Source organism: Neomicrococcus aestuarii (assembly GCF_014201135.1).
Classification (GTDB): Bacteria; Actinomycetota; Actinomycetes; order Actinomycetales; family Micrococcaceae; genus Neomicrococcus; species Neomicrococcus aestuarii.
Genome location: NZ_JACHDR010000001.1, coordinates 2,004,540 through 2,028,172 on the forward strand (window position 1 = coordinate 2,004,540; position 23,633 = coordinate 2,028,172).

Annotated in this window: 23 protein-coding genes; 9 read left to right on the top strand and 14 right to left on the bottom strand. The window is 59.9% G+C overall.

Features of this window, described 5'->3' with window-relative positions:
* Positions 1 to 60 precede the first annotated feature (60 nt).
* Both HD598_RS09075 and HD598_RS09080 read left to right on the top strand, forming a co-directional pair.
* Positions 61 to 1,077 (top strand): NADP-dependent oxidoreductase, encoded by a 1,017-nt coding sequence (locus tag HD598_RS09075; RefSeq protein ID WP_183665344.1) that lies wholly within the window; start codon positions 61 to 63, stop codon positions 1,075 to 1,077.
* Between the two features lie 297 nt (positions 1,078 to 1,374).
* Positions 1,375 to 2,535 carry an NAD(P)-dependent malic enzyme gene (locus HD598_RS09080; protein ID WP_183665346.1) on the top strand — a complete coding sequence of 387 codons (1,161 nt, stop codon included), beginning with the start codon at positions 1,375 to 1,377 and terminating at the stop codon, positions 2,533 to 2,535.
* 104 nt (positions 2,536 to 2,639) lie between these two features.
* Here the strand turns inward: HD598_RS09080 and HD598_RS09085 are convergent, their stop codons facing one another.
* The gene (locus HD598_RS09085) at positions 2,640 to 3,317 is read right to left on the bottom strand and encodes a class I SAM-dependent methyltransferase (RefSeq protein WP_183665348.1); all 678 of its coding nucleotides are present in this window, start codon (positions 3,315 to 3,317) and stop codon (positions 2,640 to 2,642) included.
* Positions 3,318 to 3,554: 237 nt separating this feature from the next.
* Here HD598_RS09085 and HD598_RS09090 point away from each other — a divergent pair, with 237 nt between their 5' ends.
* Positions 3,555 to 4,613, top strand: coding sequence for a ferredoxin reductase (locus tag HD598_RS09090; RefSeq protein ID WP_183665350.1), 1,059 nt, complete (start codon positions 3,555 to 3,557; stop codon positions 4,611 to 4,613).
* A 12-nt stretch (positions 4,614 to 4,625) separates the two neighbouring features.
* Positions 4,626 to 5,819, top strand: a complete 1,194-nt coding sequence (locus tag HD598_RS09095; protein WP_183665352.1) for a fatty acid desaturase family protein — start codon at positions 4,626 to 4,628, stop codon at positions 5,817 to 5,819.
* A gap of 3 nt (positions 5,820 to 5,822) precedes the next feature.
* Here HD598_RS09095 and HD598_RS09100 read toward each other — a convergent pair whose 3' ends face one another.
* The gene (locus tag HD598_RS09100; RefSeq protein WP_183665354.1) at positions 5,823 to 6,119 is read right to left on the bottom strand and encodes a hypothetical protein; all 297 of its coding nucleotides are present in this window, start codon (positions 6,117 to 6,119) and stop codon (positions 5,823 to 5,825) included.
* A gap of 27 nt (positions 6,120 to 6,146) precedes the next feature.
* Positions 6,147 to 6,758 carry a HutD/Ves family protein gene (locus HD598_RS09105; protein ID WP_183665356.1) on the bottom strand — a complete coding sequence of 204 codons (612 nt, stop codon included), beginning with the start codon at positions 6,756 to 6,758 and terminating at the stop codon, positions 6,147 to 6,149.
* 83 nt (positions 6,759 to 6,841) lie between these two features.
* Here HD598_RS09105 and HD598_RS09110 point away from each other — a divergent pair, with 83 nt between their 5' ends.
* The gene (locus HD598_RS09110) at positions 6,842 to 7,684 is read left to right on the top strand and encodes an SDR family NAD(P)-dependent oxidoreductase (RefSeq protein ID WP_183665358.1); all 843 of its coding nucleotides are present in this window, start codon (positions 6,842 to 6,844) and stop codon (positions 7,682 to 7,684) included.
* Between the two features lie 3 nt (positions 7,685 to 7,687).
* On the opposite strand, the gene HD598_RS09115 is transcribed toward HD598_RS09110, so the two are convergent.
* The 5 genes from HD598_RS09115 to HD598_RS09135 form a co-directional block, all read right to left on the bottom strand.
* Positions 7,688 to 8,158 carry an SRPBCC family protein gene (locus HD598_RS09115; RefSeq protein WP_183665360.1) on the bottom strand — a complete coding sequence of 157 codons (471 nt, stop codon included), beginning with the start codon at positions 8,156 to 8,158 and terminating at the stop codon, positions 7,688 to 7,690.
* 26 nt (positions 8,159 to 8,184) lie between these two features.
* Positions 8,185 to 9,237: an SH3 domain-containing protein gene (locus HD598_RS09120; protein WP_183665363.1), complete on the bottom strand. Its 1,053-nt coding sequence runs from the start codon at positions 9,235 to 9,237 to the stop codon at positions 8,185 to 8,187.
* A gap of 380 nt (positions 9,238 to 9,617) precedes the next feature.
* The gene (locus tag HD598_RS09125) at positions 9,618 to 9,884 is read right to left on the bottom strand and encodes a GlsB/YeaQ/YmgE family stress response membrane protein (protein WP_071894713.1); all 267 of its coding nucleotides are present in this window, start codon (positions 9,882 to 9,884) and stop codon (positions 9,618 to 9,620) included.
* 265 nt (positions 9,885 to 10,149) lie between these two features.
* Positions 10,150 to 11,670 carry a sodium/proline symporter PutP gene (gene putP, locus HD598_RS09130; protein ID WP_183665365.1) on the bottom strand — a complete coding sequence of 507 codons (1,521 nt, stop codon included), beginning with the start codon at positions 11,668 to 11,670 and terminating at the stop codon, positions 10,150 to 10,152.
* Between the two features lie 70 nt (positions 11,671 to 11,740).
* Complete coding sequence (locus HD598_RS09135) at positions 11,741 to 13,126, bottom strand: MFS transporter (protein WP_183665367.1); 1,386 nt, start codon at positions 13,124 to 13,126, stop codon at positions 11,741 to 11,743.
* A gap of 111 nt (positions 13,127 to 13,237) precedes the next feature.
* Here HD598_RS09135 and HD598_RS09140 point away from each other — a divergent pair, with 111 nt between their 5' ends.
* Positions 13,238 to 13,834, top strand: a complete 597-nt coding sequence (locus tag HD598_RS09140) for an acyl-CoA thioesterase (RefSeq protein ID WP_071894716.1) — start codon at positions 13,238 to 13,240, stop codon at positions 13,832 to 13,834.
* A 44-nt stretch (positions 13,835 to 13,878) separates the two neighbouring features.
* Here the strand turns inward: HD598_RS09140 and HD598_RS09145 are convergent, their stop codons facing one another.
* Positions 13,879 to 14,304: a hypothetical protein gene (locus tag HD598_RS09145; protein WP_071894717.1), complete on the bottom strand. Its 426-nt coding sequence runs from the start codon at positions 14,302 to 14,304 to the stop codon at positions 13,879 to 13,881.
* 34 nt (positions 14,305 to 14,338) lie between these two features.
* Between HD598_RS09145 and HD598_RS09150 the strand changes: the two genes are divergently transcribed.
* The 3 genes from HD598_RS09150 to HD598_RS09160 all read left to right on the top strand — a co-directional run bounded on the left by HD598_RS09150 (position 14,339) and on the right by HD598_RS09160 (position 17,988).
* The gene (locus HD598_RS09150) at positions 14,339 to 14,668 is read left to right on the top strand and encodes a hypothetical protein (RefSeq protein WP_183665368.1); all 330 of its coding nucleotides are present in this window, start codon (positions 14,339 to 14,341) and stop codon (positions 14,666 to 14,668) included.
* A gap of 173 nt (positions 14,669 to 14,841) precedes the next feature.
* Positions 14,842 to 16,671 carry an FMN-binding glutamate synthase family protein gene (locus HD598_RS09155; protein WP_183665370.1) on the top strand — a complete coding sequence of 610 codons (1,830 nt, stop codon included), beginning with the start codon at positions 14,842 to 14,844 and terminating at the stop codon, positions 16,669 to 16,671.
* An 87-nt stretch (positions 16,672 to 16,758) separates the two neighbouring features.
* Entirely contained in the window at positions 16,759 to 17,988 is a 1,230-nt protein-coding gene (locus HD598_RS09160) for a glycerophosphodiester phosphodiesterase family protein (RefSeq protein ID WP_183665372.1), read from the top strand.
* A gap of 102 nt (positions 17,989 to 18,090) precedes the next feature.
* On the opposite strand, the gene pcaDC is transcribed toward HD598_RS09160, so the two are convergent.
* From pcaDC to HD598_RS09185, 5 genes are all read right to left on the bottom strand, one after another.
* Positions 18,091 to 19,344 (bottom strand): bifunctional 3-oxoadipate enol-lactonase/4-carboxymuconolactone decarboxylase PcaDC, encoded by a 1,254-nt coding sequence (pcaDC, locus tag HD598_RS13890; protein WP_183665374.1) that lies wholly within the window; start codon positions 19,342 to 19,344, stop codon positions 18,091 to 18,093.
* Entirely contained in the window at positions 19,341 to 20,744 is a 1,404-nt protein-coding gene (locus HD598_RS09170) for a lyase family protein (RefSeq protein ID WP_183665376.1), read from the bottom strand. The genes pcaDC and HD598_RS09170 overlap by 4 nt, the downstream gene beginning before the upstream one ends.
* Positions 20,745 to 20,864: 120 nt before the next feature.
* A complete protein-coding gene (pcaG, locus tag HD598_RS09175) occupies positions 20,865 to 21,446 on the bottom strand; it encodes a protocatechuate 3,4-dioxygenase subunit alpha (RefSeq protein ID WP_071894724.1) in 582 nt (193 codons plus the stop codon).
* Positions 21,447 to 22,286, bottom strand: coding sequence for a protocatechuate 3,4-dioxygenase subunit beta (gene pcaH, locus HD598_RS09180; protein WP_183665378.1), 840 nt, complete (start codon positions 22,284 to 22,286; stop codon positions 21,447 to 21,449).
* 65 nt (positions 22,287 to 22,351) lie between these two features.
* Positions 22,352 to 23,569: a 4-hydroxybenzoate 3-monooxygenase gene (locus tag HD598_RS09185; protein WP_260170529.1), complete on the bottom strand. Its 1,218-nt coding sequence runs from the start codon at positions 23,567 to 23,569 to the stop codon at positions 22,352 to 22,354.
* Positions 23,570 to 23,633 lie beyond the last annotated feature (64 nt).

Below are 23,633 nucleotides of genomic sequence, written 5' to 3' on the forward strand. Positions count from 1 at the left end.
CGGAAGCCAGCGTCGTCGTACTTAACGACCCCGCGCCACGGACTAACGCAAGGAAACCGCATGAGCACCACCACCAGCACGCAAATCCAGCTCGCCTCCCGCCCCACCGGCTGGCCAACGCACGACAATTTCCAAACCGTGCAGGTCACCTACGGCGAACTTGAGCCCGGGCAGGTGCGCGTGCGCAACGAGTTCGTGTCCGTGGATCCGTACATGCGCGGCCGCATGAACGACGTCCGCAGCTACACCCCGCCGTATCAGCTCCGCGAGCGCATCACGGGCGGCGCTGTGGGCCGCGTCGTTGAATCCTCCGCCGAGGAATTGCCAGTGGGCACCGTAGTCCTGCACCAGCACGGCTGGAGCGACATCATCCAGGACGACGCCGCCTCCTTCCGTCCCATCCACGAAATCCCGGGGGTGCCACTCTCGGTGAACCTCCACATTTTGGGGATGACCGGGCTCACCGCGTACGTGGGCTTGACTGCGATCGCTGGCCTCAAGGAAGGCGATACGGTATTCGTTTCCGGCGCGGCCGGGGCCGTGGGAACCGCCGTGGGTCAGATCGCGAAGCTGCTGGGCGCGGCCCGCGTCATTGGCTCGGCCGGTAGCGCGGAGAAGGTTGCGCTGCTGACGGAGAAATACGGGTACGACGCCGCCTTCAACTACAAGGACGGCGATGTTCGCGGGCAACTGGCCGCCGCGGCACCCAATGGCATTGACGTGTTCTTCGACAACGTAGGTGGCGAGCACCTCGAAGCGGCGCTCGCAGCCTTCAACGACGGCGGCCGCGCGGCCCTATGCGGAGCGATCTCGGCGTACAACGAAACCTCTGCAGTGCCGGGCCCGAACAACATGAGCAATATCATCACGCGCGCGCTCACGCTCAAGGGCTTCACGCTGGGCTCCTACCTGCACCTCGCGCCTGAATTCCAGGCAAAGATGGGCGAGTGGTTCCCTGCTGGCAAGATCTCCTACGACGAGACCATTGTTGATGGCATCGAGAACACTGTGGACGCGTTCTTGGACATGATGCGTGGTGCGAACACCGGCAAGATGTTGGTGCGCGTCACGAAGTAGCTTGATCGAATAACCGCTCGGTGAAACGGCCGTAGTCAAGTGACTTCTGGTCACAAAGTGATTGCGGCCGCAAACTGTGACGCAATAAATATCCGGAATCGGGGGTACCGCAAAAGGGTCTTTTATAGTTAGACGGCAGACCGCTGCCATCGCAGTGTGATCTGAATCTAGCGCAAGCTCCGTGCACCCTCGGACTGTTCGCGCACGTCGTTATGGCATTACCGGCCCAATCCGCCGTTGTCTCTTGTTGTTAGCCATAACCTCTTGCCCCCACAATTTCCGAAGGAAAAGACCCTCATGACTCAGCCCATCATCATTAATGACGAAGAAATTTTTGAGTATCACCAAGGCGGAAAGCTCAACGCCACCCCCAAAGCGAAGCTCGAGACCAAGCGCGACCTATCCATCGCTTACACCCCGGGTGTAGCGCAGGTTTCCCGCGCCATCGCGAAGGATGAAAGCCTCGCCAAGGAATACACCTGGGCTAGCCGCCTGGTGGCCGTGATTTCCGACGGCTCCGCTGTCTTGGGTCTCGGCAACATTGGACCGCGCGCCTCCTTGCCAGTTATGGAAGGCAAGAGCGTGCTTTTCAAGGAGTTCGGTGACTTGAACTCGATTCCCATCGTGATCAACCAGTCTGACGTTGATCAGATGGTGGAGACCATCATCCAGATTGCGCCGTCTTTCGGTGCCATCAACCTCGAAGACATCGCTGCGCCGAAGTGCTTCGAAGTGGAAGAGCGCCTTATTGAGGCACTTGATATCCCCGTGATGCATGACGACCAGCACGGCACCGCCGTCGTCGTCTTGGCCGCCCTCATCAACGCAGCCAAGGTGACCGGCCGCGAGCTGGAAGATGTGAAGATCGTGGTCTCCGGCGCTGGTGCCGCAGGCGTAGCCATCACCAAGACCCTGCTCACCGCAGGCGTCAAGAACATTGTGGTGTGCGATTCCAAGGGCATCATTTCCGCGTCCCGCGAGGATCTGCACTCCTCCAAGCAAGAGCTGGTTGAGGTCACGAACCCGAACAACCTCTCCGGCGGAATCGACGTCGCTTTGGTGGGTGCCGACTTGTTCGTCGGCGTATCCGCCGCGAAGGTGCCGGAAGAGTACATCGCCACGATGGCCGAGAATTCCATGGTTTTCGCGATGGCAAACCCGGATCCAGAAGTGGATCCAGAGGTGGCCGCGAAGTATGCAGCCGTGGTGGCAACGGGACGCTCTGACTACCCGAACCAGATCAACAACGTCTTGGCATTCCCGGGCATCTTCAAGGGTGCACTGGACGCTGGCGCTCGCCGTATCACTCCGGAAATGCGCGTAGCTGCCGCTCACGCGATCGCCGAATTGGTGGGCGATGACCTCGCGACGGACCACATTGTTCCGAACGCACTGGACCCACGCGTTGCTCCAGCTGTTGCCGAAGCCGTGGCTGCTGCATCCAAGGTCAACGCCTAAGTAGCGGTAACTGAGCGCTCGGCCTCGAGCGTTACTCAAGCAAAAGCCCGCCTCCAGGCTGAACCCGTTTCACACGGACCAGTGTTGGGGCGGGCTTCGCTTACTTAAGCAACACGCTTCGCAAGGACCACAGTGTCGTCGAGCTGCGTCGTCGTACCGTCTGGCATTTGAGCGGAACGCTCGCGAAGTTCAACCGTCAGCACTTCCCACTTCGCAGGATCCAAGTTAAGGACCGCGGGATCGCTTTCCGGGGTGGGGAATTTGGGGCCGTGGGAGTGGCCCGCCTGTCCGTCTCCGTGCTGGTGCTCGTCAGCGTGTGCGTGTTTGGACCATGGTGGCGGTGCGGCGTGTGCAACGACCAGGATGTGTCCGCCGGGAGCGACGAACTGCGTGGCGCGCTCGAGGATGGCATCGCGTGGAATCTCGATGGGCCACGAGAGCAAGAATGAGGCGGTGACCAGGTCGAAGCGCTCCTCGGTGGACCATTTGGTGAGGTCAGCGGCTTCGAAGTGGAAGCGTTCGGGTGGAATTCCGGCGGCAAGCGTAGCCTCGCTGGCGCGCTGGGTAGCGGTGGTGGAAAGGTCTACGCCCGTGACGCTCCAGCCATTCTGGGCGAGCCAGATGGCGTCGCCACCCTCGCCGCAGCCTAGATCCAGGGCGGTGCCGGGAGTCAGGTTTCTGGCGACGTCTTTCAGGACCGCATTGACGCGGCCGGACCAAATCTGGTCCGCGCTCGAATAGCGGTCTTCCCAGAACTCTTGAAGGTCAGATGTTTCTTTCATGCCTCAAGTGTCCGGCATGCATTGTCAAAAGTGCGCAAATCATGAGCATTTTCAGTGAGGACGCCGCGCGCATTCACACCAACAGTGCTCGGGACTTGTAGAGCGGCGGTGAAGTGGCCTCAGGTATGCTGACCGTTAGCTGGACGTTACCGGTGCGCCGCCTAGCAGTATCTCGTCTGAGGGATGAATGCCCGTCATGGAGCAAAAAGCATCCTCAAATCGACCTACACTTAGAGAATGAAACGGCTAAGGCCTTTGGCGCAGGCCGCGTCTATTGCAATACATCCACTCGGTGTCGAGGAACTCTTCGGACTCTTCGATCCAGTGTTTTCGCGTCGCCAATTGCGCGGCGTAGTTACTGAAGTAGTACGCGAGACCCCGCAAAGCGCAACCATCTATTTTCGCCCCGGCTACGGCTGGCGCACTCATAAGGCCGGCCAATGGGCCCGTATCGGCGTAGAAATTAACGGTGTCCGTCACTGGCGCTCCTACTCGATTAGCTCCGCTCCCGGCCAACACCCATCCGTTACCGTGACGGACATCGGCGAAGTATCTAGCACGCTGGTCCACAACACTCGCGTTGGCGACGTGCTGTTCTTGGCGCCGGCTCAAGGCGAATTCACCCTTCCCGAAGAGGCCCGACCACTCCTGATGATGACCGCCGGCAGCGGCATCACACCTGTCATGTCCATGATTCGCACGCTCATTCCGCACCAGAAAACTGCGGACGTGGTGCTGATTCACTCGGCACGCACCGAAGAGGACAGCCTCTTCGTGGACGAATTGCGCGCACTGTCTGCGAAATTCCCCGGTCTTCGGCTGATTGAAAACTTCACGGGGGTAGGCGAACGCTTCGATATGAGCACCCCGGCGCAGTTAGATGCAGTCTGTCCAGATTGGCGAACGCGGGCAGCTTACGTCTGCGGACCGGAAGGATTTGTGTCCGACGCCGAAGCCTTGTGGACACGGTCCGGCACCGGAGCGGCGGGGCTCACCATAGAGAGATTTCATACTGAGCTCAACGCTGGCGAACCCGGAGCTGGCGGTCTGGTGACGTTCGAACTGTCTGACAAAGAAGTGGAAGCCGACGGCGAATCAACGCTTCTTGAAATCGGCGAGGACGCCGGAATTTTGATGCCTAGCGGTTGCCGCATGGGCATCTGCCACAGCTGTTTGACCCCTTTGCGGGCCGGACAAGTCAGGGATCTGCGCACCGGTGAGGTGCACGGCGAACCCGGAGAATTAATCCAGACATGCGTTTCGGCTGCGGCCGGTAGCGTGAATCTAGGCCTCTAAAAAGGAGCAAATATGAACCCACTAGCTACCTTGCAGAAAAAACCAACACCTCCGCGCATCGACACCACGTCCCATGCGCCACAGCGTGACAAGCGTGAAGTGCGTCCAGGACTCTTGGCGGATAAAGGCTCACCAGCAGTGCGTCCACCGGCGGCTGCGCACTTGAGCGACGAGCAAGTCGCCGAGCTCTGCAAAGAGCTGGATACCATCAAGAGTGACATCTTGAAGAGGCGCGGCACCGAGGATGCGAAGTACATTCGCCGCGTCATCCGACTTCAGCGCTACCTCGAGATCCTGGGCCGCGGCGCCTTGATCCTCGATGGAAAGAACAAGGCGGTCTGGGTCGCCGCAACGGCAGCCCTGGCTTCTGCCAAGATCATTGAAAACATGGAGATCGGCCACAATGTTCTCCACGGTCAGTGGGACTGGATGCGCGATCCAGACATTCACTCCACTACGTGGCAGTGGGACTTCGCGACGCCGGCCCGTTCTTGGCAGCACACTCACAACGACCTTCACCACCGTTGGACCAATGTCCTCGGCAAGGACAAGGACGTGGGATTCAACCTCTTGCGTATGGATCCTGCTCAAGAGTGGACGCCGGTTAACCTCCTCAACCCGGTCTTCAATATGGTTCTGGCTCCCTTCTTCGAGTGGGGAATCGCCATCTATGACTTGGAGATCGACCTCTACTTGGATGGCACCAAGCCGAAGGAAGTCTTCATGGATGACCTCAAGGCTTTCGCCAAGTCCGGCGGTAGCCAGATCATGAAGGACTTCGTGGTGACACCCGGCTTGGCTCTGGCCACCGGTGCGCACAAGGAAGCGTTCCTCGGAACTGCTGCGGCAAACCTGATTCGTAACCTCTGGGCTCACTCCGTGATCTTCTGTGGCCACTTCCCAGACGGCACGGAAACGTTCACGGACGAAATGGTGGACGGCGAAGCCCGCGGTGACTGGTATATCCGCCAGATGTTGGGATCCTCCAACATCTCTGGCTCCAAGTTCTTGCACTTCATGACTGGCAATCTGTCCCACCAAGTGGAGCACCACTTGTTCCCAGACTTGCCATCAAGCCGCTACGGCGAGATTGCACCGAAGGTTCAGGAAATCTGCGAACGCTACGGCCTCCCATACAACACCGGCCCGCTCTACAAGCAGGTAGGATCCGCATGGGGCAAGGTCTTCCGCTTGGCTCTTCCCTGATCTCTAGCGGGTCAGTAGAAAGCTCATCATGAAGCCTGCATAGAGCGCTAACGCTGTGTAGGCGGTGACTTTCCGGATTTTCGCGGTGCCATTCACTTTGATCAAGGCGAACGTGATGGCCAGCAAGAACCAGCAGGCCGAGTGCGCGTATCGCAAGAGGAATTGCAGTGCCGGTCCCGTCGTGGGCCGGTACTCAGGGACGACGAACAGATACAGCACACCGATCCCAAAGCTCAGCGCGGCAGCCACTGCGCTGAGTAGGGTTCGATGTTCCGCCCAAAAGTGCCGGAGCGATTCCATGATCTAAGTGTGAATCACTTCCGGGGGCTAGGGAAGATCGAAAGACACCACAGCCATGAAACCGCGGCCGGTGACGCGAGGCGAATCGTCTTCACCGCCCACTACGGTGTCGCGGACGTTGAGATGGTGATCGGCCCCGGCGTAGGACATCGTTGCAGCACCTTGGAGGAGCACCCCAAACTGGGCTCCGAAGAGGTGCTGTTCCATTTTCTTGGACAGCTCCACAATGCGGACGCTGGCCCGTGCTACGCCCGTGCGGGCAAAGACATTGAGTGCTAGAACTTCGCCCGTCGGCAGAGTCGCTACGGTCGCGGCGCCGCCGGCAAACTTGAGTGGGCGGTACAGCTCCACGGGATGCGTCTCGCTATCAATGGTCAGCTCCAGCAACTCGCCGACGATGACCGTCAACGTGCGCTCAAAGTCAGGATAAGGCGTGAAGTCGCCGGCGCCCTCGATGGATGCCACGCTAAGTCGCCAGTCGAAGTCGGTAGCGCCCGCGCCGGTCGCTTCCAACGCGCCGTCAGGCAGCATGGAACCAGAAGCGATCACGCGTACGTCCCCGTGACCCCAGGACTTCTTGGGGCTCGAAGCAAGGGAAATAACGGAGCCTGTGGTCAGTGACGCGGATGAAGAAGTCATGAGTCGAGCATAGTTTGGAAACGTCCTCTGACAATTGCTCTCCGCGTCTAGATTCGCAGGTTACCAGCGGGTAGCTTGGGGGCATGACTACAACTTTGGAGTCCGCTCGCGGGCTGACCGTTCTCATTACGGGCGCCGCGCTAGGAATGGGCAGAATCTATGCGCAAAAGGCGGTCCTTGAAGGTGCCAAGCGCGTGGTTCTCTGGGACGTCAACGCTGAGAACCTGGAGCAGGCCGCCACGGAACTGCGCACTCTCGCCAAAGATTCCACTCACGAAACCGTCATCGAACCGCAGGTTGTGGACGTTTCGCAAGCCAGCGTCGTCGTACTGGCAGCGCAAGAAGTACTCGCCAACGGCACCCCGGATATTCTCATCAACAATGCGGGAATTGTGCGCGGCAAGCCGTTCGCGGAGCACACGCATCAGGACATTGAGTTGACCATGAACATCAACGCGAGCGCCCCCATGCACATCACACTCGAGTTCCTCGCCGCCATGAACCAAGGGACTCAGCAGCGCCGCATCATGAATATCGCATCAGCGGCTGCTTTCGTGAGTAATCCGCGCATGAGTGTCTACGCGGCAAGTAAGGCGGCGGCGCTGGGTTGGTCTGATACGTTGCGACTCGAGCTGCAAGCAGAGCGAAGCAACATCGCCGTGACCACCATCTGCCCGCTCTACACCTCCACAGGCATGTTCGACGGCGCGCAGCCCGTAAAACTCACCAAGCTACTGACGCCCGAAGCTGTGACCGGCGCGGCGTGGACGGCGATGCTCAAAGGCACGCCACTGGTAGTGATTCCGAAACTGACAAACGCAGCCCGAACACTGCGCGGCGCACTGCCCACACCAGCGTGGGACTACCTTGCCGAGCATGCGTTCGGGATCTACTCGACGATGCGGGCATTCCGCGGGCGGAACTAGAACTTATACGCGGTAGGCCCGTGCATGATCCTCAAGGGCGGGGATCGTCTTCGCGTTGCGTTCGAAATTCGCCGCAAACGGCTTACCGTTGGTCTCCGCGAACAGTTTCGAACCGATGCCAGTTATCTTCACCGTCTGAGTGATCTGCGTTCCGGCCGCAACAGCTTCAAGATCCCAGCGCACGGTCATGCCACCGCCAGGCTGAGGCTGACGCCACTCGAAAACACGCTCCAAACGGAACTCTGTCACCACGGCCGGGGGAGCGGTGGCGGCGTGAATGGAGCCCATGATGGGTGGTTGAGGAACAAAATCCAGACGGTCGCCGGGGACGAGTCGTCGCTTCGACTTATCCTGGCGCTCAAGCTTAGACACGGCGGGATTCCACTCCGGCAAGAGCTCAGGCGTGGAAATCACCTCCCACACATCGGCCATCGCTTCAGGGAGTGTGACAGTTGCGCTATGGGACCAGTTCATCCTTCTAATCTACCGTTTCTAGGGCATCAACAGGGCAGACTTTGCGGCAGATACGTGGGAGATGTCAGCACAGATCCGGCGTTGTCATAGCCCCGATACGGGCGGCACACATTCAGGCCGCGATTAGCCAGACCCGTCTTGATCTGACGCAACGAATCAGGGCTGAAACCGTACCAACGCATGTGCATCAGGACGGTGGAACCAGCACGCGCCAAATACACGGCGTTGTAGATAGTGACGGACTTGGACCGATTCTCCCAATCTCGAGTGTCCACATCCCACAGCCACTGGTACATCCCCTTTGCCGCATAGGCGGCGTTGACCGTCGCGTTGACGGATCCATACGGAGGTCGGCCCATATTCGTTACGACACCAGGCGAGCCCAACTGAGCCAACATGCTCGAGTAACTCAACGTGGTCAGTTCCAGGTGAGAGGCCGAATGGTTGATCACGTAATGGCCGCGCGCACGAGCTCGCGACGCCAAGTCAATTCCGTACCGTGCCTTGAAAGTCGAGAGGCAGGTGCCGGTAGGGGCCAGAACTAGCCCGATGTTGTTGTCGCGCGCGTAAAGAGTAGCGGCGTCAAACGCCGAGAGCGTCAGCGGACAATCATCGAAGGTGAGAACCACTCGCGACGTTCGGTTAGGGCCGGTGTACCTATTCACGGTGGGCGAGGCGCCGATGCTCCGGATGTAGCTTGAGCTGACCCAGCCCCACGTGCCGCCATAATACACGCGGTACCAGCCGGTGGTCGGGTGCTTGTAATACAGGGTGACGGTGGTGCCAGTCGGGATGAACGTCAGGATCCGATAGCTTGCGCTAGGTCCTGAGCGCACATTGAGATTGTCCGTGGTGATTCCCCGGCTGACATACGTATTGATGTCAGTGGCGAGGGCAAGTGTTGGCTGCGGACTATACGTTTGTTTTCCTGCTGGGACGTTGACGGCCTGCTGTGTCTGTCCTTGAGCTTGGGCCTGTCCGCCTCCGATCAGTGCCGTTGCGGCCATAGAGATCCCCGCGAGAGCGGCGGTCCAGCGGATTCGTGAATGAGAGTCTGCGCGAAACGTTGTGGCAGACATGGTGATCCCCCAATGGTGTGTGTGTTCCACTTTGCGGGGGATTTTCCAAGTGATGCATAAAACCCCCTTCTTGAGTGTGCTCTTGTGGGGGAGGGGTTACAAGAGCTTGAGGTCAAGATTCGGGGGCAATTCGGTGTCTTTTTGGGGGTCGATGCGAGTTCTTCTTTGAGTCATCTCCTGATGTGCGGCCAACTTTCTACAACTTTTTGAATATTTCTTGTCGATAAGTGTTCTCGCATGGGGGTGGTTGTCGTGAAGTGGCCTCACCGGGGAGTCGAGGGCGCCAGAGAAGGTGATGGAAATGAGAGAAGCGCCCCCGCTTGAGCGGGGACGCTTCCGTCGTTCATGTTCACCAAGTGTGGTGAACCGCTAAGTCATGCTTAGGCGTTGCTACGGTTCTTCGTGATGAAGCCCCAGATAACGAGAACGATCAAAGAACCAACGATGGCCAAGAGCCACGTGGAGATCGACCAGAATTCGTTGATGTTGACGTTGAAGAGTGCAGAGCCGATCCAGCCGCCGAGGATTGCGCCCACAACACCCAAGATGAGGGTCATGAACCAACCTCCGCCCTGGTTGCCGGGCATGATTGCCTTAGCGATAGCTCCTGCGATAAGTCCTAGTACGATCCAACCGATAAAACCCATTGTGTATTGCCTCCCTGACTAACACGCTCACCGAGGTGAACTCTTTTTGGTTTCATCTGGTGCGAGGGGCGAGTGACCATGCCTTTTGGGCACTGACCATGGGGTCTCGTTCCAGACATAAGACAATTTTACACCACGTAATAAATTTGTGCTTGACCCCATCGAGTCTTTGCAATCGACGAAATAGGGAATAAAACCGGGTTGAAGAATCTTTCAACCCGGTTTTATTGCATTCGCGTTTGACTAGATGGAATCTGGATTGGCTCTAGATTCCTGAGGTTTCGCCAGCGGCATGGCGCTTCATTTCGGCGAATTCGCGGTCAATCACCGGGTGGTGCTTAGTGGTCAACAAGGACACCACAACACCCAAGACGGTAGCGATGATGAAGCCAGGAACAATCTCGTACAGCGTCGAGCTCAAGGCATCGTTAGATCCCCAGATAAACACGGTCACGGCACCGGAAACCATCGCGGCGAGAGCGCCCCACGAGGTGAACTTCTTCCAGTACAACGCCAAGATGATGACCGGTCCAAACGCTGCGCCGAAGCCGGCCCACGCGAAAGCAACGAGTTCCAAAATGCTGGAACTCGGATCCAACGCCAACATGCCAGCGACGAGTGCCACGATCAACACGCCTACGCGTCCGAGGCTCACGTTGGTGCGGTCAGAGGTCTTGCGGCCCATGATGCCGTAGAGATCCTCTACGAGCGCCGAAGAGCACACGATCAGCTGCGAAGAGATAGTGGACATGATCGCGGCAAGCACGGCGGCAAGCACCAGACCAGCGACGAATGGGTGGAAAAGGATCTGGGACATGCGCAAGAAGACCGTCTCAGGATCTTCCAAAGTTTCTGGGTACTTGTTGAACCAGGCGATGCCCACCAGTGCGGTGCTGATGGCGCCAGCGGCGGTGAGGATCATCCACGAAATACCAATGCGGCGTCCGGCCTTCGCGTCCTGTGGAGAGCGCAGGGCCATGAAGCGAACAATGATGTGTGGCTGGCCGAAGTAGCCCAAGCCCCAGGCGCAGGCGGAGATGATGCCCAGTGCGGTGCCGCCGTAAATCAGCGACGTGCGGTGCAGCTCGTTGGCAGGATCGGCGGCGTTCGCGGCGGCATCGGCCAGGTTGATGTGATTGATGACTTCACCCACGCCACCCATCGAAATGACGGCAACTACGGGAACGGCAACCAGTGCGGCAAGCATGAGAAAGCCCTGAGCAACGTCCGTCAACGAGGCACCGAGGAATCCGCCGAAGAGCGTGTACAAGAGCGTCACGCCAGCAACCAACACCATGCCCCAGAAGTACGGGACGCCGAAGCTGGCCTCGAAGAATTTGCCACCCGCCACCATGCCGGAAGACACGTAGAAGGTGAAGAACAGCAGGATGATCACGCCGGCGGCAATGCGCAGGATGCGGGTCTTGTCCTTGAAGCGGTTCTCAAGGAAGCTAGGGACGGTGATGGAGTTGTTGGAAATTTCCGTGTAGGAGCGCAAGCGCGGTGCCACGAACTTCCAGTTCAACCACGCGCCAACGGTCAAGCCGATGGCAATCCACGCTTCCACGAGGCCCATCAAATAGATGGCGCCAGGCAAACCCATGAGGAGCCATCCGGACATGTCCGAGGCGCCCGCGGAGATGGCTGCGACGCTCGGTTTGAGGTCGCGGCCGGCGAGCATATAGTCGTCGAGGTTGCTGGTCTTGCGGTAGGCGTAGAACCCGATACCAATCATGGCAGCGAAGTACAGTCCTACCGCGAGGAGCTGAAATGTAGTGTCAGACATGCCTGACACTATGCCAAGAAAAGTCGCATAACGCTTCCTTTCCTACGCTTCCTTTCCTACGCTCCTTTTGCTACTTTCCGGCGGATTTGTTCTCGGAAGAAGCTAGTTCGGAGGCTCCAGTGATGGCTGCTCCGTCGGCTCCCGGCGTGATGCCGATACCGCCGTGGCCGATCGCAGTGTCTTCGCGATCATCCTCCGACGGTGGTTGGGAATCGAGGGGATGGCTGATTTCGTCGTCGTACATCCTGCCCGCGAGCCAAGCGATCACCGCAACCACCGGCGACACCACGCCAGCAACAATGAAAATCACGGAAATCGGGATGATCTGGGACAGCGGACCCGCAAGCGCCATCGACACCGGCAGCAGTGACAGGGACACGAAGAAGTCCAGGCTGGAGACGCGGCCCATCATGTGAGACGGGACACGGCGCTGCAACAGCGTGCCCCAAATGACCTGACCAATTCCGCCGGTCACGCCCAAAACCAGGAAGAGCGCGGCCATAATCCAGAACTCGGAAATGAACCCCACGGCGATGAGCGGCAGTGTGCCGAAACCCCACACTGACAACATGAGGGTGAGGTAGCGTCGCGGCAATCGCATGGACGCGGTGCCGAGAGATCCAATAGCGGAACCAATTCCGTACGCTGCCAACAAGAAACCAAACATGGCGGCGTCGCCGAACAGCTGATCCGTCACCACGAACGGCAACAACACCTCGATGGGCCCCATCAAGGACAGCACCGAGATCACCGCGAACAGCAGCGTCCACAACAGCCACGGAGTTTTCACCGTGTAGTGCACGCCCTCTTTGAGGTCCGCGAAAACGGACGGCCGGACTTCGTCGGCTGCGATGTGGGAGTCGTATTCGGGCTTGTGGGAGAGCTGCAACAGCATGATGAACGCGAAGACGTGGCACACCACAATGCCCGCAATAGCAACGCCTGGAGCGGTTGCGGCGACGATCATGCCGGCGATCGCTGGCCCGGCTGCTTGCTGCAGGACCGGACGGAAGACGCCCTCGACGCCGTTGGCAGCGAGCAGATCTTCAGGCGGAAGCATTTGCGGCAAGAGTGCAGAGTAGGCCGGGAAGAAGAACGCGGCTCCCGCGCCGTGGATGAAGCCGGCGATCGCGAGGTGCCAGACGGCGATGTTCCCTGTGAGCGCGAGCGCCGCGACGGTGCCCATGACCAGCAGGGACGCGAATTCCACGGCGATGATGATTTTGCGCTTGGAAAGACGGTCGGCTGCGATGCCGCCCGCAAGAACCAGCAGCAAAATACCGAGGCTCGTAGCGGTGGCCACCACTGAGAGTTCGATGGGTCCGCCGCCGAGCGCTTTGACTTGGTACACCATGGCAACAGCCCACATACCTTGGCCGAAAACGCTAGCGATCAGTGCGGTAACCAGTACGCGGTAGTCGCGATGGATAAAGGGCCGCAGGGCGCGCGGTGCCATGGAAAACCTCCTCTTTCCCTCAAATTTTGAGCTAGTGATTGAGAATTGTCAATCTGTCGGGTTGAGAGAAGACCCTTTCGGGTATCGGTTACCGGCCGGTAGCCTGCCACTATGCACTTGCTTCTACGGACACTCTTGTTGCTCATCACCTCGAGGAAGCGCTCAAAGCTTCACCTCCTGGACGAGTCCTCGTTGCCGTTACGCGCGCTGGCAACGGACATCGACATCGCGATGATCGTCAACAACGGCATGTACCTATCCTTCTGTGACTTGGGACGATTTGATCTCATGGTGCGCTCCGGCGCGTGGGACATCATGCGCAAAAACGGTTGGACTCCCGTGGTTCAGGCGGAGACCATCACGTTCCGCAAGTCCGTGCGCTTGCACCAAAAGTTCTCCCTCGAAACCAAAATCATTGGCGTGGATGAGAAGTGCATCTACTTTGAACAGCGCGTGGTGTCCGACGGCGAACTCTACGTTCGCGCGTTCATCGCTACTCGATTGCTCGGTAAGAGCGGCCCGGTTTCCAACAACGAAATCTTCGCGGCCATGGGCGAGGAAATCCCCACGGATCGCGAGCTACCTGAGTTCTTGCACCTCTGGCGCGAACAGACGGCCCTGCCTTCAGCGCGAAAGCCGGCCCCGCACTCGTGGGCCGACTCTCACTTGGGCAAATTCCTCCCCGCGCCGCTGCGTTCAGGCGACTAATGCGCTCGGGTGACTAGAGCGTTCAGGCGACTAACGCTGGGTGGTTACGGAACGCGGTACTCCACACTTTCCACGCCCATATCCGAATACGTGATGCTGCCGGCACCGCGGGCTACATCTAGTACGACGACGCCTCGTTTCGGAGCGCTCTCAGGCACCTGTCCCGCACCAAATTCAGTAATGGCCTGCGATTTCAGGCACGGGCTGGTCAGGGGAGTGTTCGCACTTGGGATCGCTGCTCGCGAGCCGCCGCCGGGGTAGAACTGCCACGCCCCGGAGTGCACCCAGATGGGTTGCGGGCTGGTCTGCTGGGAGAGTTCGTTCCACCCGGAAATGTTCAAGATGATGAACTGCCCGTTGATCGGTTTGATGCTGGCATCGCCGGGGCACGTGGTGGCGCGCTTGATCCCGGTAATCGTGAAGGCGGCTTCCACCGCATCCGAGCTGTTGGAGCCATCCTTGAACTCCACCGGCTGACCGATCTTGTAAATCTCCAGACCACGAATGCTCTTGGGGCCAGCCGCCTGGGTAGTCGTGGGACGAGCGCTCTTGGTGGCGCTAGCTGTGGAAGAGGACGGCGCTTTCGTCGTCGATGGCTTTGCTGCCGCCGAAGTGGTGGGCGCCTTGGTGGCTACTGTCTTCGTGGACGCACCCGCGCTCGCAGAGACGCTCCGCGAATTAGGGGCCCTACTGGCGGAAGCGCTCTCGCTCGCCGCCCCAGACGCCGTACCTGATGACGCAACCGACGACGCCGCGGAAGAGGACTTCGAAACGGAAGCCTGCGTCGTCGTACTAGAAATTGACGTGGAACCTGAAGAGACGGACGCGGTCTGATCCGGCGCCGAAGCGCCGCAACCGGTCAGGAGAAGGGCGCCGACGCTGAGCGCCGCCGCCGGTAGGACAAAGGACCGTTTTTCCATGACTAAACCCCCGTGAATGGTAAGCGATTGTGCTTACAACACCTCTATGTCCAGATGTGGCCACTTTTTGACACTACGCTTCAATACATGGTCCGTTTTTTGATCTTGATCCTGTTGGCGTCAATTGGTTTTGCAACGGTGGTGGCCGCGGCGTTCGGCTCTACCGGCTGGTGGGTGCTCGCGGCTGTGATGCTCGCGCTGCTGGGCCTTGCCATCTATGACTCGTTCCAAACGAAGCACGCAATCTTGCGAAACTTCCCCGTTCTGGGACGCATGCGGTTCCTCCTGGAATCCATTCGCCCCGAAATCCAGCAGTACTTCATTGAACGAAACTTCGACGGCCGCCCCTTCGACCGGGACACGCGTTCCCTCATTTACGCTCGCGCGAAAGGTCAGGACAGCCACAAGGCTTTCGGTACCGAGCGGGACGTGAACCAGGAGGGCTACGAATTCCTCTTGCACTCCACCGCGCCCGTGAGCCCGCCGGAGAAGCCGCGAAAGGTCATGATCGGCGGACCCGACTGCAAGCAGCCCTACGGCGTCGCGCTCATGAACATTTCCTCGATGAGCTTCGGATCGCTCTCCAAGAACGCCGTGCTGGCCATGAATAAGGGCGCCGCGATGGGTGGCTTTGTGCACGAAACCGGCGAAGGCGGGCTGACCAAGTACCACCTGGAATACGGTGCCGACCTGTTCTGGGAGATTGGCTCCGGATACTTCGGTTGCCGCACCGAGGACGGCAAGTTCAACCCGGAACGCTTCGCCGAGAAGGCTGCGATGCCGCAAGTCAAAGCCATCACGCTCAAACTCTCTCAAGGCGCTAAGCCGGGACTGGGCGGCGTGCTGCCGGGCAAGAAGGTCACCGCGGAAATCTCTGAAGCACGCGAGGTGCCGTTGGGCATCGACTGCATTTCGCCGGCCTCCCACTCGGCGTTTTCTTCGCCGCGCGGGCTCATGGAGTTCGTCGGCACGCTGCGTGAACTTTCCGGCGGCAAGCCGATTGGGTACAAGTTCTGCGTGGGGTCCCGCATGGATGTGCTCGCGATGGTCAAAGCCATGCTCGCCACTGGCATCACGCCGGATTACATCATCATTGACGGCTCCGAAGGCGGCACCGGTGCGGCTCCGCTCGAGTACGAAGACCACATGGGCACCCCGCTGACCGAGGGCCTCATGCTGGTGCACAACGCACTGGTGGGTGCGGGCTTGCGCGATCGCATCAAGCTTGGGGCTGCGGGCAAGGTCGCTACGGGTTCGGATATCGTCAAGCGCCTCATTCAGGGCGCGGACTTCACCATGAGCGCTCGCGCCATGATGATGGCCACCGGCTGCATCCAGGCCCAGAAGTGCCACACGAACGAATGCCCCGTGGGTGTTGCCACGCAGGATCCGCGCCTCATGCGCGCGCTCGATGTCACTGACAAGGGCAATCGCGTGCACAACTACCAAAAGCTCACCGTCGCGGAGGCCGAACAGATCATGGCGTCCATGGGTGTTACCGATATCAAGCACCTCAACACCCGCATGTTGCGCCGCCGCACGGACCACTTGACCACCAAGTCCTACGCTTCCATCTACAACTGGTTGCGTCCGGGCGAGCTTCTCGTGGAACCGCCGCGCGGTTGGGCTGCGGATTGGGAGGAGGCAGACGCGGATCACTTCGGTGAGTTCGCGGCCCTCGGTTACTTGGAACCAATGAACACGGAGGACGACGACGCAGCTTACATTAATCCGCAGACCACAGATTTGCCGGTGGTTGGGGGCCGTGACGGCCGAGTAGCCAGCCGTGAGGGCAAGATCGTGGCGCAGCCGCCGCGCGATGACACTCGAGAAAAGGTGAACGATCGTGCGACTCCGGTGGTTGCTGGTTCCGGCGCTCGGCCGGAAGGGAAGACCGCTTCGCGGGAAGGACTTTAGCCGAAGTTCACTTTGACTTCGCACGATGTCCATTCGGGTCCTCCACACTGGTCAGGCATACGCCAACCCATGTGAAAGGAAACGAACATGAAGAAGCGACTCTCCCTAGCTGTGACCACCGCTCTCACGGCCGGCGCCCTGTCTTTCAGCGCGCTCATCGCTCCAGTGGCTACCGCCGCTGAATCCCTCTTCGGTACTCCCGAGGCTGAACAGCCGGTCACCATTGGCCACCGCGGTGCCGCTGGCACCGCGCCGGAGAACACCGTGGCTGCTTTCAAGGATGGCCGTGCTGCTGGTGCGGACTTCATTGAGTCCGATGTCCAGCTGTCCGCTGATGGCGTTCCGTTCTTGTTCCACGATGACACCCCAGCGCGCACCACCAACGTTGAGGAGGTGTTCCCGGGGCGCGAGAACGACCCCATCACGTCCTTCACGTGGGCCGAGCTCCAGCAGCTGGATGCAGGTTCCTACTTCTCTGAGAAGTTCATTGGCGAGAAGATCCCACACTTCAACGACATCGCTCGCGTTGCCACCAAGAACACTGGCGTCTTCATGGAAATCAAGTCTCCTAAGAACTCCCCGGGTGTCGAAAAGGTTGTAGCTGACGCACTGCACAACGATCCAGCCTGGATCAAGCTGGTAGAAGCCGGCAAGGTGGAGATTCTGAGCTTCGATCCAACGTCCAACATGAAGTTCGCGGCACTTGCACCGGAGATTCCTTTGCAGCAGCTGTCCTCCACCGTTCCCGACGCTGCCACCTTGGCATTGATCTCCACGTTCGCTGACTCCGTGGGCACCAGCTACCGCACCTTGGATCAGGCAGGCGTAGATCGCGTGAAGGCCGCAGGCCTGGAGATCGGCGTGTACACGGTCAATGACATCGACGCGATGGAAGAAGCTGTCGCGATGGGCGTTGAGCGCATCACGGGCGATTACCCCATCCAGTTCGAGCGCTACCTCGATGGAGTCAACCCGTTCCCAGCCAGCCGCGGCTTGGTAATCACGGACTCCGTGAACGACGCTCCAGGTAACGACGTTCAGGCTGAAAACGGTGAGCACGTGGTCGTCACCAACACTGGCAACGCCGCAGTGGACGTGTCCGGCTACTACTTGCGCGATGTTGCCAACAACCTCTTGCACATCGGCGAGGGCTACGTCATTGAACCTGGCGCTTCCTTGCAGGTGTTCACCGGACCGGGAACCAACACCGCGGACAAGTTCTACAACGGCAAGACCTCCGCCATCCTCAACAACGGTGGCGAAGCCTTGGGTTTCTGGACCGCAAACCACACCCTCTTGGACTCGTTCGCGAACTAGTCGGCGACTAGTCCCCAACTGGTCACGAACAAGAGGCCCCTCGCTCCCTCAAGTTTTTGGGGGAGCGAGGCGCTTTTCGTACTTATTGGTCTTTTTTACCGTTTACTTCTCGTACTCCTCAAGGACCTTCTTGCCGATCTTGAACGCAACGTTGGCGGCCGGAACAGAGCAGTAGATGGCTGACTGCAAGAAGACTTCCTTGATCTCCTCAGGCGTCATGCCGTTACGCAGCGCGGCGTGGACGTGCATCTCGAGCTCTTCCCAATAGCCTCCAGCGATCATCGCGGTCAGCGTGATAGCAGAGCGCGTGGTTCGGGGGAGTCCTGGGCGCGTCCAGATGGTGCCCCACGCGTAGCGCGTGATCATTTCCTGGAACTCGTCCGTGAAAGCGTTTGAAGACGAAGTTGCGCGGTCAACGTGCTCGCTGCCGAGGACTTCGCGACGAACCACCATTCCGGCGTCGTACGTATCTCCCGGCAACCGATCCGAGCCGGCAGCGACGCCCTCACCCAAGAAAAAATCAACCAGCAACTGAGTGGTGGCAGCAGGATCCTCGGCGGGAGCCAAGTGAGCCGCGGTCTCTACGACGGCGGAGTGACCCTTCTGAACCCGAGCGGCAGCGAACTCTGCATCCTCAGGTGGGCACACGGCGTCGTGTCGGCCAGCGATAGCAATGAGTGGATCGGAGATCTGTCCGAGCTGCTCGCGAACGTCGTACCCGGCGAGCGCGCGGGACACGAAAGCGTAGGAAACGCGGTCGGCATCCTGAAGCGTGTGCAAGAGGTTCGTGGAAACGACAGGGTTCTTCTCGATGAAGCCCGGTGCGAACCAACGCAGCGCAGAACCGGAAACCATGGTGGGCGTGCCAGCCTTCTCTACGAGGTCAGCGCGCTCGTTCCACGCTTCCGGCGTGCCGATCTTCGCAGCCGTGCAGATAGGAGCGATGCCCTTGAAGAGGCCAGGGAAGGAGATGCCCAGCTGGTAGCCGGTAGCGCCACCCACAGAAACACCCGCGTAGTACAGGCCCTGAGAAGCATCGAGCTGACCTTCGGACTCAAGCTTTTCGATGAGCGCCTTCACGCCAGCGGCGAGCTCTTCGATCGAGAAGCCCTCCGTGACCGGAGTTCCGTCACCGTGACCTGGAAGATCCCATCCGATGACCGTGAAGTACGGGGCAAGATCAGCGACAGCCGGACCCCAAAGCGCCTTCACGCCGGTGCCCAACGATGGGCCGACGATCAACACCGGGCGGGCTGCCTCGGAGGCCGCGGCGGTTGAAGCTGCAGAACCGGTAGCGCCAGACGCGTCTTCAGCGGTAGCGGTGAGCAGAGTGGCGACGAGTTTTGGTTGGGTCATGATTCCTTCCAGTCAGTGAGTCGGTCAGAGACGCTATCGATGAACGCGTCCGCTTGTCCCAAGTAATTTTGTGGATCCAAGATCCGTTGCAATTCGTGAGTGGAGAACCGCTCTTGCGGGATAGATTCGCGCAAGAGTTCCCCGAGCGGCCGGCGTTCCGTCAAGGACTGCCGCACGAGTTCTTGAATGCGTTTCTTGCCGCCAGCGATGATGGGCGCCAGGTGGGACATGACCCGCTCTGAGACCAACAGATCACCGGACAGCGCCGCATTGCGCACCATGGTGTGCGGGTTCACCGTGAGACCCTCGGCGAGCTGAGCGAGCTTGTCCACCGAACCGCCCGCCAAGCGAAGCAGCTCACGCAACGACGCCCACTCGGCGTGCCAGGCCCCATCGGGACGCTCGTCATCCGCGGCACCGGCAGAAAGATACAACTGGCCCACATGCTGCGGAGCGCTCAAAGCGGCCGAGCGCATGAGCACCGACAGCACCGGGTTCTGCTTTTGCGGCATGGCCGAAGAGCCACCCTTGCCGGCAGCCTGAGGCTCGGACACTTCGCCGATCTCGGGACGTGAGAGCATCAAGACGTCGTTGGCGATGTGACCGCTCGCGGCGATGACATCACCGAGCGCCGCGGCCAGCTGCGTAATGGGAAGTCGGTTGGTGTGCCATGGGATCGAGGAGCGCAACCCTAGATTGGTGGCGAGGTCAATGACGAGGTCACGAACAGTGACGTTGGCCTGCGCGGACGCGGCTGCGTCGTCGTCATTCCGCGCTAAGGAATCCGTCAGGGAAGCGAGCGTGCCCACCGCGCCGCCCCACTGCAACGGCAAGGATTCGAGCGCGCGCTGCAAACGCTCGCCCGCCTCAATAATCCCGCTCAACCAGTTTGCCACCCGCAAACCAAAAGTCATGGGCAGAGCGTGCTGCGTGAGCGAACGGGCCACGCAGAGCTGGCGGCGGTGCGCCTTAGCGAGAACGTTCAACGCATCTGCGGAACGCATCAAATCCGCCAAAATAATGGCGCCAGAGCGGGCCGCCACCAACATGAGCGCGGAATCGATGATGTCCTGACTGGTAGCGCCCTTGTGAACTGCACTCACGCCGTCGTAATTCTTCGCGATCTCAACCCGCAAATCACCCAACAACGGAATCAACGCGTTAGCGCCATCCTGACCGCGCACCGCGAGGGATTCGAGATCGTACAACTCAACGTTCGCGGCCGCGAGAACCGCTTCTTCGTCCTCGCCACTGGTCAACCCAGCACCGGCGAGCACCGAAACCCATGCGGCCTCGACATCCAACATGGCCTGCGCGAACGCGGCATCGCTCGATGCGTGCGCCACCGCCGTGCCAGCCCACATCGGCGTGAGCAAACCAAAATCGGCCGAAAAAGTCATGTTATGAGCCTACTGCGTGAGAGAAATGTGGAGCAGAAACGTGAAGCGAGGCAACCAAGCGTTGACGTGAAACGGGACCCGCAGCAGTTTCGCCGCGAGCCCCACCTCACCCCAACCGAACTATTCGCCGTTGCGCGGGTACGCCAAGAACACGGTTTCGTTCTCGCCCTGCAAGTGAATATCGAAGCGCAGATCGCCGTTTTCCTCTCGGGTAGCGATGAGCGTCTTGCGCTGCTCCTCAGAAAGCGACTTCAACAGCGGGTCGTTTTCAAGAGCGGCCGTGTCCTCCGGCAAGTAAATGCGCGTGAACAAGCGGTTCAGCAAGCCGCGGGCGAAAACCACCAGCATGATGAACGGCGCCTTGCCCTCATCGGTAGCGCCAGGGTTCACGGTCTGGAACGTGTAGTGACCCACGTTGTCCACGGCCACGCGGCCCCAGCCCGTGAACGTGAAACCGTCACGAACCAGCGAGCCATCCTTCTGCGCAATGTTGCCGTGCTCGTCCGCCTGCCAGATCTCCAACATGGAGTCCGGAACCACGGCGCCCTTGCCGTCATACACGGTGCCGTGCAAACGGATAGAACCCGGGTGAGCGCGATCCACGAGCTTGTGTCCGTCAGCATACGGAAGCGCGTAACCGTAGAACGGGCCAATGGTCTGGCCCGGGGTGGGAACCAGCTTAAGGTCAGGTGCCTGTGCCATTTAGTGTTCGTCCTCTCCGTCTTCCATCCACGTGCGGTTGCTGCCCGTGAGGACAATGTCCCAGTTGTAGCCGGTGTTCCACTCGTGGGAAGTGACCGAGTGATCGTAGGTAGCAACCAAGCGGTCGCGGGCCTTCTGGTCCGTGATGGACTGGTAGATCGGGTCCAAGCTGAAGAGTGGATCGCCCGGGAAGTACATCTGGGTGATCATGCGCTGCGTGAAATCCGTGCCGAACAGCGAGAAGTGAATGTGCGCTGGGCGCCACGCGTTGTGGTGGTTCTTCCACGGGTACGGGGCCGGCTTGATAGTGGTGAACTTGTATTCGCCGTTAGGTCCCGTGATGGCGCGGCCCACACCGGTGAAGTTCGGGTCAATCGGGGCAGGGTGCTGATCACGCTTGTGAATGTAGCGGCCGGCGGCGTTGGCCTGCCAGATTTCGATCAGCTGGCCGGCAACCGGGCGACCGTCGCCATCAAGAACGCGACCCTGCACCACAATGCGCTCGCCGATGGGCTCACCGTTGTGCTGGATGGTCAGATCCGATTCAAGCGCATGCACATCACGCTCGCCGAACGCCGGGGACCACAACTCGATAGTCTCTGGATCCGCGTGGTGCAAGTTCTTGGTGGGGTGGCGGAGCAGTGAAGAGCGGTATGGCGCAAAGTTGATGCGCGGCTGCGTCTCTTCCTTGCTCTCGCCGGACTCGACAGCGGCGCGATAGCCGCCGTGAAGGTCTGCGATTTCCTGGTCGATCTGCTGCTGGGAATCGGCCGTGGCTGCGGGGTCAAGCGCGTGGCTGTTCTCGAACGATTTGTCAGTGGACGTTTCTTGAGCACTCACAGGCTTCTCCTTTCGGGGTTTTGGACGGGGTGTAGGTGGATGCGGGTACTAAGCGGAAGTCGGTACTAAGCGTTTGCGGAACCGTTGTGTGGCCAGCCCGTGTAGGACTCGGCGAGGTACTGGCGGCCGTAGGTGGAGCCCACGATGGTTTCGAGTTCGCCGAGGGCGCGCTTGCGCTCGAACGGCGTCATGTCTTCACGCGTGTGCAACATGGAGGTCATCCAGTAGGAGAAGTTCTGGGCTTTCCACACGCGCTTCAGGGCGGTGTCAGAGTAGGCCTCGAGCAGCGCCGAATTCTTGGCGGCTTGCGAACCGAAGTAGGAATCCAAGGCTTCGAACAGCACCTTGACGTCCGCGAACGCCAGGTTCAGGCCCTTCGCGCCCGTGGGAGGGACGGTGTGTCCGGCGTCGCCCACGAGGAACATGTTGCCGTGGCGCAGTGGTTCGCGCACGAAGGAGCGGAACTGGAGGACGGTCTTGTCGAAGATGGGGCCGGTCTTGAGTTGGAAGCCGTCCGGTCCGTCGACGCGGCGCTGCAGTTCGGCCCAAATGCGGTCTTCTGACCAGTTGTCGACGTTCTCTTCGGGGTCGCACTGGAAGTACATGCGCTGCACGGTTTCGGAGCGCTGGGAGATGAGCGCGAAGCCGTGATCGGAGTTTGCGTAGATCAGTTCCGGGGAGGACTTGGGGGCTTCACATAGGATGCCGAACCACCCGAAGGGGTAGCGGACCGTGAATTCTTCGAACCTGCCAGTCGGTACTTGGCGGCGGCAGAAGGAGCGGGAGCCGTCGGCTGCCACCACAAACTTCGCGCGCACTTCGTGGCTAACGCCTTCCTTGTCCGTGTAGCGGAAGCCGGGGTTCTCGCCTTCGATGTCCAGCAGTTCGGTGACGTCGGATTCGTAGCGCACGTCGCCGCCGTCGCGCTTGCGGGCGGCTGCAAGATCCAGGAAGACTTCGTTCTGCGCGTAGAGCGTGACGGTAGCGTCCACGAGCTCTGGGAAGTTGAGTAGGTGCGATTCGCCATTGAACCGCAGGTCAATTCCCTCATGCTCGTCACCCACGGTCAAGACCCGCCCATCAACGCCGGTCTCGGTGAGCATTTTGACGGCCTGCTGTTCTAGGATGCCGGCACGGTGCGTGTTGTAAATGGTGTCGTGATCGCGCTTTTCGACGACCACGTTGTCGATGCCGCGCTGGGACAACAAATGGGACAACATGAGTCCCGCGGGACCGCCGCCCACAATCGCAACTTGAGTCTTCGTCGTCGTGCCTTCAGTCAAGAGCGCAACCTTCCATGAAATTCTTACCGCCCGCGCTCAGTGCGGCAGGCATTAGATTCAGTGT